Origin of the sequence: Pseudomonas sp. Z3-6 (assembly GCF_051131985.1) — a bacterium.
In the GTDB taxonomy this organism is placed as follows: domain Bacteria; phylum Pseudomonadota; class Gammaproteobacteria; order Pseudomonadales; family Pseudomonadaceae; genus Aquipseudomonas; species Aquipseudomonas zanjanensis.
Genome location: NZ_CP071644.1, coordinates 1,834,939 through 1,849,671 on the forward strand (window position 1 = coordinate 1,834,939; position 14,733 = coordinate 1,849,671).

At 61.4% G+C, this 14,733-nt stretch carries 16 protein-coding genes; 4 read left to right on the plus strand and 12 right to left on the minus strand.

All coding sequences use genetic code 11. The features are described from left to right. The first annotated feature begins 171 nt into the window (after positions 1–171). Positions 172–903 carry a UTRA domain-containing protein gene (locus J3P88_RS08285; RefSeq protein WP_434574644.1) on the plus strand — a complete coding sequence of 244 codons (732 nt, stop codon included), beginning with the start codon at positions 172–174 and terminating at the stop codon, positions 901–903. A gap of 22 nt (positions 904–925) precedes the next feature. On the opposite strand, the gene J3P88_RS08290 is transcribed toward J3P88_RS08285, so the two are convergent. The 6 genes from J3P88_RS08290 to minC all read right to left on the minus strand — a co-directional run bounded on the left by J3P88_RS08290 (position 926) and on the right by minC (position 5,724). Beyond that, the gene (locus tag J3P88_RS08290) at positions 926–1,108 is read right to left on the minus strand and encodes a hypothetical protein (protein WP_186730647.1); all 183 of its coding nucleotides are present in this window, start codon (positions 1,106–1,108) and stop codon (positions 926–928) included. Between the two features lie 232 nt (positions 1,109–1,340). Beyond that, positions 1,341–2,630, minus strand: a complete 1,290-nt coding sequence (locus J3P88_RS08295; RefSeq protein WP_072406529.1) for a M18 family aminopeptidase — start codon at positions 2,628–2,630, stop codon at positions 1,341–1,343. A 270-nt stretch (positions 2,631–2,900) separates the two neighbouring features. Beyond that, positions 2,901–3,536: an RluA family pseudouridine synthase gene (locus J3P88_RS08300; protein WP_018612476.1), complete on the minus strand. Its 636-nt coding sequence runs from the start codon at positions 3,534–3,536 to the stop codon at positions 2,901–2,903. A gap of 183 nt (positions 3,537–3,719) precedes the next feature. Then, positions 3,720–3,974: a cell division topological specificity factor MinE gene (gene minE, locus J3P88_RS08305; protein ID WP_003179111.1), complete on the minus strand. Its 255-nt coding sequence runs from the start codon at positions 3,972–3,974 to the stop codon at positions 3,720–3,722. Continuing rightward, entirely contained in the window at positions 3,974–4,786 is an 813-nt protein-coding gene (gene minD / locus J3P88_RS08310) for a septum site-determining protein MinD (protein WP_003179114.1), read from the minus strand. Before minD ends, minE begins: the two co-directional genes overlap by 1 nt. A 200-nt stretch (positions 4,787–4,986) precedes the next feature. After that, positions 4,987–5,724, minus strand: coding sequence for a septum site-determining protein MinC (gene minC, locus J3P88_RS08315; protein ID WP_411385352.1), 738 nt, complete (start codon positions 5,722–5,724; stop codon positions 4,987–4,989). 118 nt (positions 5,725–5,842) lie between these two features. Between minC and J3P88_RS08320 the strand changes: the two genes are divergently transcribed. Together J3P88_RS08320 and J3P88_RS08325 are read left to right on the plus strand one after the other, a co-directional pair. Next, positions 5,843–6,775, plus strand: coding sequence for a lipid A biosynthesis lauroyl acyltransferase (locus J3P88_RS08320; protein WP_434574645.1), 933 nt, complete (start codon positions 5,843–5,845; stop codon positions 6,773–6,775). 36 nt (positions 6,776–6,811) lie between these two features. Further along, entirely contained in the window at positions 6,812–7,966 is a 1,155-nt protein-coding gene (locus J3P88_RS08325) for a patatin-like phospholipase family protein (protein WP_186710114.1), read from the plus strand. A gap of 212 nt (positions 7,967–8,178) precedes the next feature. On the opposite strand, the gene J3P88_RS08330 is transcribed toward J3P88_RS08325, so the two are convergent. The 6 genes from J3P88_RS08330 to puuE all read right to left on the minus strand — a co-directional run bounded on the left by J3P88_RS08330 (position 8,179) and on the right by puuE (position 13,962). Continuing rightward, positions 8,179–8,964 (minus strand): outer membrane protein OmpK, encoded by a 786-nt coding sequence (locus tag J3P88_RS08330; RefSeq protein WP_434574646.1) that lies wholly within the window; start codon positions 8,962–8,964, stop codon positions 8,179–8,181. 485 nt (positions 8,965–9,449) lie between these two features. Beyond that, positions 9,450–10,751, minus strand: coding sequence for a urate hydroxylase PuuD (locus J3P88_RS08335; protein WP_411385349.1), 1,302 nt, complete (start codon positions 10,749–10,751; stop codon positions 9,450–9,452). Positions 10,752–10,802: 51 nt separating this feature from the next. Then, entirely contained in the window at positions 10,803–11,306 is a 504-nt protein-coding gene (locus J3P88_RS08340) for an ureidoglycolate lyase (protein ID WP_039594514.1), read from the minus strand. A gap of 153 nt (positions 11,307–11,459) precedes the next feature. After that, positions 11,460–12,455 carry an allantoicase gene (gene alc, locus J3P88_RS08345; RefSeq protein WP_434574647.1) on the minus strand — a complete coding sequence of 332 codons (996 nt, stop codon included), beginning with the start codon at positions 12,453–12,455 and terminating at the stop codon, positions 11,460–11,462. A gap of 68 nt (positions 12,456–12,523) precedes the next feature. Next, positions 12,524–13,039, minus strand: coding sequence for a 2-oxo-4-hydroxy-4-carboxy-5-ureidoimidazoline decarboxylase (gene uraD / locus J3P88_RS08350; protein ID WP_039594512.1), 516 nt, complete (start codon positions 13,037–13,039; stop codon positions 12,524–12,526). Beyond that, the gene (puuE, locus tag J3P88_RS08355; protein ID WP_434574648.1) at positions 13,036–13,962 is read right to left on the minus strand and encodes an allantoinase PuuE; all 927 of its coding nucleotides are present in this window, start codon (positions 13,960–13,962) and stop codon (positions 13,036–13,038) included. Before puuE ends, uraD begins: the two co-directional genes overlap by 4 nt. A gap of 413 nt (positions 13,963–14,375) precedes the next feature. Here puuE and uraH point away from each other — a divergent pair, with 413 nt between their 5' ends. Continuing rightward, the gene (gene uraH / locus J3P88_RS08360) at positions 14,376–14,729 is read left to right on the plus strand and encodes a hydroxyisourate hydrolase (RefSeq protein ID WP_250964843.1); all 354 of its coding nucleotides are present in this window, start codon (positions 14,376–14,378) and stop codon (positions 14,727–14,729) included. Positions 14,730–14,733 lie beyond the last annotated feature (4 nt).

Consider the following 14,733-nt stretch of genomic DNA (forward strand, 5'->3'; position numbering starts at 1 on the left):
TGATCTGCAAGGACTTGGCCGTTAATTTGCACGCTGGCAAAACGACCGTTCGGCGGCTCTGTCATCTGCCAGTCATGTGCAGTGCCTAGGCTTGCTGGACTCAGAAGCGGATCGATGAGCCGTCGATCCTGCCCCGAAACAGTGCTGGTCTAGTCCAGATAGGTAACGTTGATGCGCATCGATGCAACCAAAGCGGTGACAGCCATTGGACAGGTGCTGCAGGAGCAACTCGACCACGGGTTGCTGGCGCCAGGCAGCAAGTTGCCGGCCGAGCGCAAGCTCAGTGAATTGTTCGGGACCACGCGGATCACCGTGCGCGAAGCGTTGTTGCAGCTCGAAGCCCAGGGGCAGATCTTTCGGGAGGAGCGCCGGGGCTGGTTCGTCTCGCCGCCGCGCCTGGCCTACAACCTGATGCAGCGCAGCCATTTCCACGCCATGGTCGCGGCCCAGGGGCGTGTGCCTTCTACCCAAGTGATTTCTGCACGCCTGCAACCGGCTTCGGCGGCCGTGTGTGCCTGGTTGCAGTTGCCGGCGCTGTCCAGCGTGATCCAGATCTGTCGTGTGCGGCGTATCGATGAGCGGCTGGTGCTGTACGTCGAGCACTACCTGAACCCGCAGTATTTCCCGGACATCCTCGGGTTCGACCTCAACCAGTCCATCACCGAGCTGTACGCTCGCCATTACGACCTGCACTACGGCCGGGTGAAGTTCGAAATCGTGCCCACCTCGTTACAACCGGAAGCGGCGGCGGCTTTGAGGGTCTCGGTGGGCAGCCCTGGGCTGCGCATCGCACGGGTCAACTATGACCAGCACCAGCGGCTGATCGACTGCGACCTGGAGTTCTGGCGCCACGATGCGATCCATGTCGGCGTGGATGTGCCGGAGCAACCTGTGCCGGAATAATCGCCGGTGGCCGGCGCCAGGCTCAGAGCGATTCGTTGAGCTTGCTCAGGATCTTGATCACCACCGTGGCGAGGATCAGCAGCATGCCGATCCACATGGCGAAGACGCCGACGTTCTTGTCACGGAAGTTGAAGCCGATGGCCAGCAGGATCATGCCGGCGATGATGGGCACCAGCATGGCGTTGAGTGCAGACATCGAGATCATGACGACGGCCTTGTCGAGGGGGATAAGGACAGTCTAGTTGGGGTTTGGTTGGGGTGGGCTGATGTGTGTCACAGCCTCCTCGAATCTTGAGGTGGACATCATTGTGGCGAGGGAGCTTGCTCCCGCTCCAGTGCGCAGCGCTGGCCAATCTGCATCCAGTTACAGATTAGGGGCGGCTGCGCCACCCAGCGGGAGCAAGCTCCCTCGCCACAGGGTTTAGCCGCAATTGCAACTATGGCAACTCGCGAGACGCGTAGAACGCGCTCAGCACCTTCACCAAATGCGCCAGGTCATGGCTGCCACACAGTTCGCGGATCGAATGCATGGCGAAGGTCGGCAGGCCGATGTCCACGGTGCGCACGCCCAGCTGACTGGCGGTGATCGGGCCGATGGTCGAGCCGCAGCCCATGTCGCTGCGCACCACGAAGCTCTGCACCGGCACTTCTTCGGCCATGCACAAATGGCGGAAGAACCCGGCGGTTTCGCTGTTGGTGGCGTAGCGCTGGTTGCTGTTGACCTTGATCACCGGGCCGGCGTTGAGCTTGGGGCCGTGGTTGGCGTCATGTTTGTCGGCATAGTTGGGGTGCACACCGTGGGCGTTGTCCGCCGAAACCAGCAGGGATTTCTGAATGGTCCGTACGAATTCTTCACCTTCAGGCAGCAGGCGACGCAGGGTCTGTTCCAGCATCGGCCCGTCGGCGCCACAGGCTGAACATGAGCCGACCTCTTCGTGATCGTTGCACACCAGCACGCAGGTTTCCTCAGTGTCGGCGTTCAGCAAGGCTTGCAGGCCGGCGTAGCATGACAGCAGGTTGTCCAGGCGCGCGCCGGCAATGAAATCACCATGCAGGCCAATGACCGCAGCGCTTTGGGTGTCGTAGAAGCTCAACTCGTAATCGAGCACCACGTCGGCGTTCAGGCCGTGTTCCCGGGCCAGTTGATCGGTGAGCACCGCACGGAAGTCGACGCGCTCGTCACCGGCGAACTGAGCGAGGATCGGCGGCAGCTCGTTCTGCGGGTTGATGGCCCAGCCCTGGTTGGCTTCGCGATTGAGGTGGATGGCCAGGTTCGGAATCGTGGCGATCGGCGCCTTGAAATCGATCAGTTGGCTCTCGACCTTGCCATCGCGGCGGAAAGTCACGCGTCCGGCCAGGGACAGGTCACGGTCGAACCATGGCGCCAGCAGCGCGCCGCCGTAGACCTCCACCCCCAGTTGCCAGAACCCGTGGCGTTGCAGTTCCGGCTGCGGCTTGACCCGCAGGCAGGGGCTGTCGGTGTGGGCGCCGACCAGGCGGATGCCGTCGTGCAGCGGTGAGTGGCGGCCAAGCTTGAAGGCAATGATCGAGGAGTCGTTGCGCGTGACGTAATAACGACCGTTGGCCTCGGTGGCCCAAGTCTCGCGTTCGTCAAGACGCTGGTAACCGGCCGCCTCCAGGCGCTTGGCCAGGCTGGCGGTGGCATGAAACGGGGTGGGGGAGGCCTTGAGGAAGTCGATCAGGCCTTGGTTCAACTCTGCGCGCATAAGTCACTCCAGACAGCGATGGGCGGGAGTTTACCGTATTGGTGTCGGATGGGGAGGGGTATGTATATGGCGAACTTGGGCTGTCGAACCTGTGGCGAGGGAGCTTGCTCCCGCTGGGCTGCGTCTGTAGGAGCTGTCGAGTGCAACGAGGCTGCGATCTTTCCCCAGCCACTTGAATCTCAAGCGAAAGATCAAAAGATCGCAGGCTTCGCCAGCTCCTACAGAGTCCAGCGGGAGCAAGCTCCCTCGCCACAATGCCGGTGGTGTCCCTCAGAACGGTGCCGGGCACTCGAAGCGCAGGCGCTCGCCGCTTTGCGGGTGGGTGAAGCTCAACATGCTCGCGTGCAGGCACAGGCGCGGCCAGGCGGCGAGGGCCTGCGGGTGGGCGTAGAGCCCGTCGCCCAGCAGCGGGTGACCGATGGAGAGCATGTGCACGCGCAGTTGGTGCGAGCGTCCGGTGATGGGTGTCAGCTCGACCCGGCACCAGTCGCCGCAACGTTCCAGTACGCGCCAGAAGGTCAGGGCGTGTTTGCCCTGTTCATGGTCCACCACATGCCGGGGTTTGGTCGGCGGGTCGTAGCGCAGGGGCAGGTCGATGCTGCCGCTGTCCAGCTCCGGTTGGCCCCAGCACAATGCCGTGTAGGCTTTTTCGGTTTCGCGGTCATGAAATTGCCGGGACAGTTCGCGATGGGTGTCCGGGTCACGGGCCAGCAGGATAATGCCAGAGGTTTCCCAGTCCAGTCGGTGCACGATTCGCGCTTCCGGATAGCCGTTTTCCTGCAGGCGGGTGATCAGGCAGTCCTTGTTGTCGTCGGCCCGGCCGGGCACGGAAAGCAACAGGGTCGGCTTGTCGACCACCAGGACAGCGGCGTCCTGATGAATGATGCGGATGTTGGACAGGGGCATTAAAAACAGTCTCGCTACAAACGCCAACGGCGGCTCGGGCCCGGCCCTTGTGGGAGCGGGCTTGCTCGCGAAAGCGGTGTCTCAGACACATTGATATCGAATGCGTCACCGTCTTCGCGAGCAAGCCCGCTCCCACAAAAAAGGCTGTGGGGACCCGAGCCGCCGTGGCTCCCGCCGGTGCGATCAGCGATCCGGCAGGGTGATATTGAGTTCCAGGATCGAGCAGCTGCCCTGGCTTTCCAGCGCCACATGCACGTCATCGCTACCGATGTTGACGTATTTGCGGATCACTTCCACCAGTTCCTTCTGCAAGGCTGGCAGGTAGTCAGGGGTACTGCGTTGGCCGCGTTCGTGCGCCACGATGATCTGTAGACGCTCTTTCGCGACCGAGGCGGTACTGGGCTTTTTGTTGGCACGAAAGAAGTCAAAAAGGTTCATTACCTACCTCCAAACAGGCGCTCGAAGAAACCTTTCTTCGTTACATCGAGGAAACGATGCTCCACGGTTTTGCCCAGCAGGCGATCGACGGCATCGCTGTATGCCTGGCCGGCATCGCTCTGGTCGTCGAGGATCACTGGCACGCCGGAGTTGGAAGCCTTGAGGACCGCTTGGGATTCCGGAATGACACCCAGCAGGGTGACGGCGAGGATTTCCTTGACGTCTTCGACGCCCAGCATTTCGCCATCGCTGACTCGTTGCGGGTTGTAGCGGGTCAGCAGCAAGTGCTCCTTGATCGGCTCTTCGCCCTTCTCGGCGCGCCGGGACTTGCTCGCCAGCAGGCCCAGCATGCGGTCGGAGTCGCGGACCGACGACACTTCCGGGTTGGTCACGACAATCGCTTCGTCGGCGAAGTACATGGCCAGGTGGGCACCTTTCTCGATACCGGCCGGGGAGTCGCAGACCACGAACTCAAAGTCTTCCTTGAGCTGCATCAGCACTTTTTCCACGCCTTCCTGGGTCAGCGCGTCTTTGTCGCGGGTCTGGCTGGCGGCCAGCACGTAGAGGTTTTCAAGGCGCTTGTCCTTGATCAGGGCCTGCTGCAGGTTCGCTTCGCCGTTGACCACGTTGACGAAGTCGTAGACCACGCGACGCTCGCAACCCATGATCAGGTCGAGGTTACGCAGGCCGACGTCGAAGTCGACGATGACTGTCTTGTGGCCGCGCAGAGCGAGGCCGGTACCGATAGCGGCGCTGGTGGTGGTCTTACCCACACCACCCTTGCCGGATGTAACCACGAGAATCTTGGCCAAGGTGTTTCACCCCTAAGGAAAAAGGACTTTGTCAGCCCCTGAAAAACATCTCTGGAAAACCGCTGCAATTGGACAGGCTTGGCTGGAATCGGCTGTCGGGCGGGGTCTACCTCCGGTAAACACTGCCTGATCCTTTTTCCTACGTCGTTTAAGCCGTTTTCGCTCGTTTTAGAGATGCTTGGAAAATGCGGCAGTATCCGTTAAAGCCGAATGATGTTCAACACGTCGCCTGACAGGCTGATCTGGACGCCGGCCCCCCACAACGGGTCGCGGCGCAAATCTTCGGAGACCTTGTACTGCCCGGCGATGGAAACCAGCTCGGCGCTCAATTGCTGGCAGAATATCCTGGCCTTGGTATCACCCTTGACGCCGGCCAGTGCTCGACCCCGCATCGGGCCGTATACATGGATGTTGCCATCGGCCAGAAGTTCCGCCCCCGGGCTGACCGAGGAGACGATGACCAGATCGCCACCCTGGGCATAAATCTGTTGCCCGCCGCGCACGGGCGAGGTGATCACGCGCGTCGGCTTGACGCTGGGCTCCGGTGGTTTTTCCGGAATTTTCTTCGCTTCGACCGGATTCAGTTCCAGCACGCGCTCCCGGGCGCCGGACGGCGGCAGCACCGGAATGTCCACGGCGATGGCGGCGGCGATGTCTTCGATGCGGCTGGCGCGGATCGCCAGGGTGCGCAGGCCGTGCTGGCGGCAGACGCGCATCAGGCCCGGCAGGTCCACTGAGCCGTCGCCGGCCGGCAGCTTGTCCAGGGCCAGCACCAGGGGGGCATTGCTGAAGAAATTCGGGGCCTGGGCGACTTTCGCCGCCAGTTGCCGGTCAAGGCTCTCCAGGTCGTTGCGGGCCAGTTCCAGCACCGTAATGGCGAGCATGCTGCCCTTCAGCTGGAACACGGGATCTTGGTCTAGCGGTTCGGTTTGGCTCATGGTCGGCGTACAACGGCTTGTCACTAAAAGTGCCGAGACTTATAACGAGATCGTCCGCCAGCCGCAACCCGGGTCGAACAATGTAGAATGCGCGGCCCATGTCTTAATGGAAGCTGTAATGGATCGCCCGCGTTTTCGAGCTGCATTTTTTCATCCGCGTTTCTGGCTGCTGTGGTGCGGCCTGGGGTTGTTGTGGCTGATCGTTCAACTGCCTTATCCGTTATTGCTGCGGGTCGGTCGCGCATTGGGCGCACTGATGTATCGGGTGGCCGGCGACCGACGGCGCATCGCCCGGCGCAACCTGGAACTGTGCTTCCCGAAAAAATCCGCCGCCGAGCGCAAGCGTCTGCTCAAGGACAACTTTGCCTCCACCGGCATCGCCTTTTTCGAGATGGCCATGAGTTGGTGGTGGTCGCGTTCGCGTTTGGCGAAACTGGCCCATGTCGAAGGGCTGGAGCACCTCAAGCAGGCCCAGCGCGAGGGCAAGGGCGTGATCCTGATGGCGTTGCATTTCACCACGCTGGAAATCGGCGCGGCCTTGCTTGGCCAGCAGCACACCATCGATGGCATGTACCGCGAGCACAAGAACCCGCTGTTCGACTACATCCAGCGCCGGGGCCGCGAGCGGCACAACCTCGATTCCCTGGCGGTGGAACGTGACGACGTGCGTGGCATGCTCAAGCTGCTGCGGGCCGGGCGGGCGATCTGGTATGCGCCGGACCAGGACTACGGCGCCAAGCAAAGCGTGTTCGTGCCGCTGTTCGGCGTCCAGGCCGCGACGGTCACCGCCACCAGCAAGTTCGCCCGCCTGGGCAAGGCGCTGGTGGTGCCTTTCACCCAGGAGCGGCTGGCCGATGGCAGCGGTTATCGCCTGGTGATCCAGGCGCCGCTGACGGATTTTCCGGGCGAGACCGAGGAAGCCGATTGCATCCGCATCAACCAGTGGGTAGAGCGGTCGGTGAGCGATTGTCCCGAGCAGTACCTTTGGGCCCACCGGCGCTTCAAGAGCCGTCCGCCGGGCGAGCCCAAGCTGTACGACAAACGCGGCTGAGTTTTTTTGATATCACCTTGAGCACGGAGCATTGCGATGACCCCAGCTGAACCGGTTACAGGTTTGATTCTTTCCGGCGGCGGGGCTCGAGCGGCGTATCAGGTAGGCGTACTGGCGGCCATCGCCGAATTGCTGCCGGATGGGGCGGATAACCCGTTTCCGGTGATTGTCGGCACCTCGGCCGGGGCGATCAACGCGGTCAGCCTGGCGAGCGGGGCGATGGACTTCAAGACGGCCATCGAGCGGCTGACCGCGTTCTGGCAAGCGGTGCGCAGCCATCAAGTCATGCGCAGCGACTGGCGGGGCGTGCTGGCCCAGTCGATGCGTTTCTTCTTCCACAGCCTGCTGGGCCTGGGGGCCAAGTTGCCAGTGGCGCTGATCGACAGTTCGCCGTTGCGCGAACTGCTCCAGGCCCAGTTCCACGCCTCGGGCATCGAGCAGGCCATCGCCGAGCAGCAGTTGCGGGCGGTGGCGGTGACGGCGTTCGGTTATGAATCCGGCCAGGCCGTTACGTTCTATCAGGGGCGCGGGACCATCGATGCCTGGTTGCGCCATCGGCGTATCGGTGTGCCGACGCAGTTGTCGGTGGAGCATTTGCTGGCCAGTTCGGCGATTCCATTGTTGTTCGCGCCGGTCAGGATCGGCCCGCAATATTTCGGCGACGGCGCGGTGCGGCAATCGGCGCCCATCAGCCCAGCCCTGCACCTGGGGGCCAACCGTGTGCTGGTGATCGGTGTCAGCGGCAATCCCCGTGGCGCCGGCGGGCAAGATCCGCGCGAGCGCAGCTACACCGGCCTGCAACCGACCCTGGCGCAGATCGGCGGTCATATGCTCAACAGCACGTTCATCGACAGCCTGGAAAGCGACATCGAGTTGCTTGAGCGCCTGAACGGCTTCAGCCACTTGCTTCCCGATGACGTCCCGGCCCACGCCCTCGGCGCCGCGCCGGTGGACGTGCTGGTGATTTCACCCAGCCAACCGATCGACGAAATCGCCGCCCGCCATCGCCAGGAGTTGCCCCGTGCGTTGCGCGTCTTCTTGCGCGGGCCGGGCGCGACCAAGACCAGCGGCGCAGGGGTGCTGAGCTACCTGTTGTTCGAGGCGGGGTATTGCAGCGAGCTGATCGAGCTGGGGCGCCAGGATGCGTTGGCGCAGCGTGAGGCGTTGAGTCGGTTTCTGGGGTTGGCTTAGAGCAGCTCCGCCGCGATCGCGAGCAGGCTCGCTCCTACAGAGGATCCGGGGTGGATGCTGAAACTGAACCCAATACACAAACCAGTGTGGGAGCGGGCTTGCTCGCGAAGGCGACTGAACATTCAACATTGATGTTGGCTGATAGTCCGCATTCGCGAGCAAGCCCGCTCCCACAAAAGCTGTGCGGTGGTTTCTAAATCCAATGAATCAGATCAGAAATGGTACTTCAGCAAAAAGCTGGTCGTGCTCTGGTTGGTCTTGAACCCGTCGCTGTCTTCGATCGCGTACTTGTTCTTCCAATAGTCGTATTCCACCCCGACGTATAGCTGCTTGGCGCCGAGCTTCAAGGCCTTGCCCAAGTCATATTTGACCTGCGGGACGATGTGCAGGTTGGCGTGGTAGGTGCCCTTGGAATTGGTGTCGTTGTCCACCACCCAGTCGATGAACCCGTCGAACAGGATATCGGATGAACCCACCGGAAGGGTGTAGGCCCAGACCGGAGTGATCTGCCAGACGTTGTCGCCGGCGCGTGGGCCTTCGGTCTGGCGGTTGTAGATGTTCAGCTGGAAGTAGTCGAAGCCGGGAATCGCCAGGTCGAAACCCGGGCCGATCAGGTACGACTCGTTGTCGCCTTCCCCGAACTCATAGGTCATGGCCAGCAGCACATCCTTGATCGGCCCCAGTTCCAGCTTCTGGTCGAAGATCTTGCCGAACGACAGGCGCGGGCTGAACTCACCGTAGTAGGTGTTCGGGCCGGACTGGCTGTCGTCCTGGCCGTTGTAGAAGATCCGATCGAGGAAGAAGAAGTTGTCCCCGTATTTCCAGGCATCGGCGTGTTCGAAGGTCACCGTCTGCTGGATACGCGGGTTGATCTGGAAATCCTTGCCATACAGGTAGCTCAGGCTGTTGTTCTGCCACTGGAACAGGTCGTCGGCCATCGCCTGGCCGGCGGCCAGCAAGGATCCTGCGAGTATCAGGCTGGTGCACGTACGTTTCATTCGGTTTGCTCCCAAAGGTAAGTGGTACCGCTTTTTTTCGAGTCAGCGCTCTGGTGTGGCGCCTTTTTTCCATGGATGAAAAACATCCGTTCGGTCAGCTTTTTGAGCGTGGCGAATGCTGATAGCAAGAGCTGAGCCAAGGCAGGTGGGAAACCCGCAGAAGACTCATCCAGCTGTTTGGAACAGTCGAAAAGAGGATGCTTATTCTATTCACCGGTGCCGGGCTAAGTTGGCGGACCAGTCAGGATCTGAGGGGGGGTTTGTGCCGGCCGGTTTCGAGCGGCCGCGCAGGATACGGGCTTGTCTTGAAGGGCTCAAGTGCCCTGTAACGGCGCGTGTGCGGCGAATTTGGGGCGTGATGGCAGGGCTTGGTCATCAGGTGCTTTCCTCTTGTTTTTATTGTTGAGGCGCAGGCAGTCGCTGACGGGCGACCGGTCATTGCCGGTCGGCCTGTCAGCGGTGGGACATTTATTGAAAGCAGTGGCTCAGTTGGTGCGCGCGCCCTGATTGATCCAGGCGCCGATCAGGTCGCGTTCCTGCTGGGTCATCTGGGTGATGTTGCCCAACGGCATGATCTGGGTGGTCACGGCCTGGGCCTGGATGCGCGCGGCTTCTTGCTGAATCTGCTGCGGCGTATCGAACATCACCCCGCCCGGCGCGGCGCTGAACAACGGGCTGGTGGGCTTGGCCGAGTGGCAGACCGAGCAGCGTTCCTGGATCACGCTGTGGACCTTCTCGAACGAAGGGCCTTGGGGGCTGGCGGCCTGGGCCGGTTTTTCCGCAGGCGCTGCCGGGGCAGTTGCGGGCTTGGCGCCACCGCCCACGGCGGTTTCCGGCAGGGGCTGGTACTCGATGGCGGCCGGCGCTTTTGCCACTTCCGGTGCGCTGGAGATGGGTTTGGGCCCGGTGACGTAGGCCAGGCAAATCATCGCCAGGGCGCCGACCGGCAGCGTCCAGGCAAACCGGTTGCTGTCATGGCGCGTGTTGAAGTAATGCCGCACCAACACCGCCGCCACGGCGATACCGGCCAGGATCAGCCAGTTGTATTGGCTGCCGTAGGTGCTCGGGAAGTGGTTGCTGATCATGATGAACAGCACCGGCAGGGTGAAGTAGTTGTTGTGGCGCGAACGCAGCAAGCCCTTGGCCGGCAGCGCCGGGTCGGGGGTACGGTTCTCGGCGATGGCCGCGACCAGGGCCCGTTGTGCCGGCATGATGATGCGGAACACGTTGCCCACCATGATCGTGCCGATGACCGCCCCGACATGCAGGTAGGCCCCGCGACCGCTGAACACCTTGCTGAAGCCGTAGGCCGCAGCGATCAGCAGCACGAACAGGATCAGGCCGAGCAGGGCGGGGCGCTTGCCCAGGGCCGAGTCGCAGAGAAAGGAATAGACGAACCAGCCGACGAGCAACGAACCGATGCCCAGGGCCACGCCTTCAGCACCGCTCAGGCTGCTGCCGGGGGCCAGCAGGTAGACGGTCGGGTTCCAATAGAACACCACGCACAGCAGGGCGATGCCCGACATCCAGGTGAAGTAGGCTTCCCATTTGAACCAGTGCAGGTTGTCCGGCATGGACGGTGGCGCGAGTTTGTATTTTTCCAGGTGGTAGATGCCGCCACCATGGATGGCCCACAGGTCGCCGGCCAGGCCGCTCTTGGGGTTGACGCGATTGAGGTTGTTTTCCAGCCAGACGAAGTAGAACGACGCGCCGATCCAAGCCACGCCAGTGATCATGTGAACCCAGCGAATGCTCAGGTTCAGCCATTCCAGCATATGTGCTTCCACAGTCTTTACCTCTCGCCCGTCACGCTTGTTTTCGCGTGATCGGACCTTCTCTTATTGGTGGGGGGCGAGGATCAAACACTCATCCTCTTTGAAAAAATGCTCATCGCAGTTATTGCCTGTGCCACTGCGATCAACCACCAGGAAGTCATCCCGCTTTTCGATCGTCAGCACCGGGTGGTGCCAGACGCCGCGATGGTAATTAATGCCCTGCCTGCCGTTGGTGACGAAGGCGCGGACCAAGCCTGATACAGGTGCATCGCCAAGTGGCGCGACCACGATCAGAAAGGGGTTGCCGAGCAGCGGAATGAAGGCCTGGCTGCCCAGCGGATGGCGCTCCAGCATGCGCACGGTCAGCGGCATGTCCAGCGCGTCGGCGCGGAAGATGCTGATGATCGCCTTGTCGTCCGGCGTGGCGGTTTCCACCGTCGCCAGGCGATGGAAGCGCATGGTCGAACCGTTGTTGATCATGAAGTGATCGCTGCCGTCGGTTTCGATCACGTCACCGAATGGGGCGAAGGCTTCTTTGGTCAATGGTTCGATCTTGAGAGTGCGCATGCTGGTCTTCTTATCCAAAAATTCTGTGTTGTGGTTCAGCTTTTGTGGCGAGGGAGCTTGCTCCCGCTGGGTTGCGAAGCGACCCCGCTTTTCAAAAAATGGGACTGCTGCGCAGTCCAGCGGGAGCAAGCTCCCTCGCCACAGGTGCGTCGTTTACTTCGATACCTTGCCGAGCACCCGCAGGCGACTCACGCCACCGTCCGGGAACACGTTCAGGCGGATGTGGGTGATCGGTCCCAGGGCCTTGATCTGCTCGGCGAAGGTGTGTTCGGCGTGCATTTCCAGCTTCTGGCTCGGCAGCAGTTCACGCCAGAACAACGACTGGGTTTCGATCTGGCTGTCGGTGCCGCCCTTGACGAACGCGCCCTGGATCGAGCAGCTGTCGGGGTAGTTGCCCTTGAAGTGCAGGGTGTCGACGACGACCTGTTCAACGATGCCGGCATGGCCCAGGGCGACGATCACCCAGTCATTGCCCGGGGTACGACGACGGGCGGTTTCCCAGCCATCGCCCATGTTCACGCCACGGCCCGGGTTGAGGATGTTGCTCATGCGCCCGAAGTGTTCGTCGGAGCAGGCCAGGGCGCGGCCACCGTTGAGGGCGGCGGCCAGGTCGATCTGTTCGTTGTCGCCCACGGCCGACCAATCGCGGTACGGAATGCCGTAGACCCGCAGGCGAGCCACGCCGCCGTCTGGATAGATGTTGAAGCGCAGGTGGCTGAAGGCCTGGTCATTGCTGATTTCGTGGTAGTGGTGGCTGTTGCCTTGCAATTCGACGGCCGACAGTACTTCAGTCCACTGGGTGTTTTCGTCCGGTTCGCCTTCGCTCAGGAAGCAGGCTTCCAGGGAGGCCGACGGTGGGTAGTTGCCGGTGAAGAATGAGGTGTCGATGTCCACGCCCTTGATCGAGCCCGCCACGCCCAGGCGGATCACCGCGCTGTCGTAGCCTTCGAAGCGCTTGCGCCGCGATTCCCAGCCGTCCATCCACTTGCCATTGTCATCGAACACGCCCTCCTTCCACACGGCCGGGGTCGGCTGGAACAGGCGGTTGGCGTCGGCGAACCAGTCATCGGTGACCGAGATGATCTTGGTGCCCAGGCGGGCGTCGGCCAGGTTGACGAATTTCTCGAAAGGTACGGCGTAAGCTTTCATTCTTCTTGTCTGCCTTTAAATAGGTTGGCTGGGGATGCTTGCAGGGCCTCGGGTCGCAGGGCTGCTCGCTAAAGGGTCAGTAATCGGAACAACGCGATTTTGTTGATCTCTGCCAGCGCGCATTTGAATTCGGCGTCGGCCGAGTGATGGATGCGCGTTTCGAATGCCGCGAGGATCTGGTGCCGGTTGCTGCCTTTTACCGCCATGATGAAGGGAAACTTGAACTTGGCCTTGTAGGCGTCGTTCAGCTCGGTGAAGCGCTGGAACTCTTCGGCCGTGCATTGGTGAATACCGGCGCCGGCCTGTTCGTTCGTGCTGGCTTCGGTCAGTTGGCCCTGGACGGCGGCTTTACCGGCCAGGTCCGGGTGAGCGTTGATCAGCGCCAGTTGGCTGGCGTGATCGGCACTCAACAGGATGTCGCTCATGCGCTGGTGCAGGGTTTCGATTTCGTCGATCGAGGGATCCTGGCCCAGGTCGAAGGCCTTCTCGGCCACCCATGGCGAATGTTCGTAGATATCGGCAAAGGCTTTGACGAACGCTTCGCGACTCAAGGTGGAAGGCTTGAGGGTCTGGAACGCGGTCATTTGGACGCTCCCTGATACGGATGGGTTTGCTGCCAGTGGCGAGCGATGTCGACACGACGGCTGAACCAGACGTGATCATGGCCTTTGACGTATTCGAGAAAGCGCTTGAGGGAGGCCAGTCGCGCAGGGCGGCCGATCAGCCGGCAATGCAGGCCGATGGAAAGCATCTTCGGCGCCTCGGCCCCTTCGGCGTACAACACGTCGAAAGCATCCTTGAGGTACTGGAAGAAATCATCGCCCTTGTTGAAACCCTGCACCTGGGTGAAGCGCATGTCGTTGGTGTCGAGGGTGTAGGGGATCACCAGGTGCGGCTTGCCGGTGGAGTTGTTCGGCTCCCAGTAGGGCAGGTCGTCGTCGTAGGTGTCGCTGTCGTAGAGGAAACCGCCTTCTTCCATCACCAGCCGACGGGTGTTCGGGCCGGTGCGGCCGGTGTACCAGCCCAGCGGACGTTCGCCAGCGATTTCGGTGAGGATGCGGATCGCTTCGAGCATGTGCTCGCGTTCCTGTGCCTCATCCATGTACTGGTAGTCGATCCAGCGATAGCCGTGGCTGCAGATCTCGTGGCCGGCGGCGACCATGGCGCGAATCACGTCTGGATGGCGCTGGGCGGCCATGGCCACGGCGAAAACGGTCAGCGGGATATCGAATTCCTTGAACAGCTTGAGAACACGCCAGACGCCGGCACGGCTGCCATACTCGTACAGCGACTCCATGCTCATGTTGCGCTCGCCCTGCAGCGGTTGCGCCGCGACCATCTCCGAAAGGAACGCTTCGGATTCCTTGTCGCCATGGAGGACGTTGCGCTCGCCGCCTTCTTCGTAATTGAGCACGAAGGACAGGGCGATGCGAGCATTGCCCGGCCAATGGGGATGGGGAGGGTTACTGCCGTAACCGATCAGGTCGCGTGGGTAGTCAGCGCTCACTGCAGTTTTCCTTCTTGTTCGAACCATGTAGGTGGCGCCCCGGTGATGAGTTTCAGGCTGGCGTCACGACGATGGAGTGATTGTATACAACTTTATGCGCGATTTGTAAGCCTGAATTTTTGCCTTTTTCACTGTGGCCCTGGCAGGGTCTACACTGCAAGAAACCTGCCCAGTCGGTCAATGAATCGTCGGGAGGCTCTTGTATTCATTGGTTTGACTTAAACCTGGGGTTGACGTGCCGTCGCGCAGTCGAAGGGCCAAATATCTGTTTTTTATTGTGTACAATTTTCTTTTAAAGTGTCTTAATTCGTTCATCGCCGTGGCGTTTCGTGCTCCGAAACGGTGCGGCCTGTCTTTCAACTGAATCAGGAGGCGTCGGGCCGGACTGCACTGCAGCGAGGCGCGCACAAGCAATGGGACGTTTGACTACTCACGTTTTGGATGCCGCACATGGCTGCCCGGGCAGCTCGATCAAGATCGAACTGTACCGCGTGGAAGATTCGCAACTACAGTGGGTCGCCAGTGCACTGACCAACAGCGACGGCCGTTGCGATGCGCCCCTGTTGCAAGGGGATGACTACCGTTCGGGCGTTTATCAATTGCAATTCCACGCCGGTGATTACTACCGCGCCCGTGGCGTGCAAATGCCCGACCCAGCGTTCCTGGATGTGGTGGTGCTGCGCTTCGGTATTTCGGCCGAGCAAGAGCACTACCACGTGCCCTTGTTGATTTCGCCCTACGCCTATTCAACGTATCGAGGCAGTTGATCCC

Excerpts from the sequence above, each read along its gene's own strand:
- J3P88_RS08340 (WP_039594514.1), bottom strand. The coding sequence starts at position 11,306 with ATGCGCACTCTCAAGATCGAACCATTGACCAAAGAAGCCTTCGCCCCA.
- alc (WP_434574647.1), bottom strand. The coding sequence starts at position 12,455 with ATGAAAGCTTACGCCGTACCTTTCGAGAAATTCGTCAACCTGGCCGAC.
- J3P88_RS08295 (WP_072406529.1), bottom strand. The coding sequence starts at position 2,630 with ATGCGCGCAGAGTTGAACCAAGGCCTGATCGACTTCCTCAAGGCCTCC.
- J3P88_RS08330 (WP_434574646.1), bottom strand. The coding sequence starts at position 8,964 with ATGAAACGTACGTGCACCAGCCTGATACTCGCAGGATCCTTGCTGGCC.
- J3P88_RS08300 (WP_018612476.1), bottom strand. The coding sequence starts at position 3,536 with ATGCCCCTGTCCAACATCCGCATCATTCATCAGGACGCCGCTGTCCTG.
- minC (WP_411385352.1), bottom strand. The coding sequence starts at position 5,724 with ATGAGCCAAACCGAACCGCTAGACCAAGATCCCGTGTTCCAGCTGAAG.
- uraH (WP_250964843.1), top strand. The coding sequence starts at position 14,376 with ATGGGACGTTTGACTACTCACGTTTTGGATGCCGCACATGGCTGCCCG.
- uraD (WP_039594512.1), bottom strand. The coding sequence starts at position 13,039 with ATGACCGCGTTCCAGACCCTCAAGCCTTCCACCTTGAGTCGCGAAGCG.
- J3P88_RS08325 (WP_186710114.1), top strand. The coding sequence starts at position 6,812 with ATGACCCCAGCTGAACCGGTTACAGGTTTGATTCTTTCCGGCGGCGGG.
- J3P88_RS08290 (WP_186730647.1), bottom strand. The coding sequence starts at position 1,108 with ATGATCTCGATGTCTGCACTCAACGCCATGCTGGTGCCCATCATCGCC.
- minE (WP_003179111.1), bottom strand. The coding sequence starts at position 3,974 with ATGAACCTTTTTGACTTCTTTCGTGCCAACAAAAAGCCCAGTACCGCC.
- J3P88_RS08285 (WP_434574644.1), top strand. The coding sequence starts at position 172 with ATGCGCATCGATGCAACCAAAGCGGTGACAGCCATTGGACAGGTGCTG.
- J3P88_RS08320 (WP_434574645.1), top strand. The coding sequence starts at position 5,843 with ATGGATCGCCCGCGTTTTCGAGCTGCATTTTTTCATCCGCGTTTCTGG.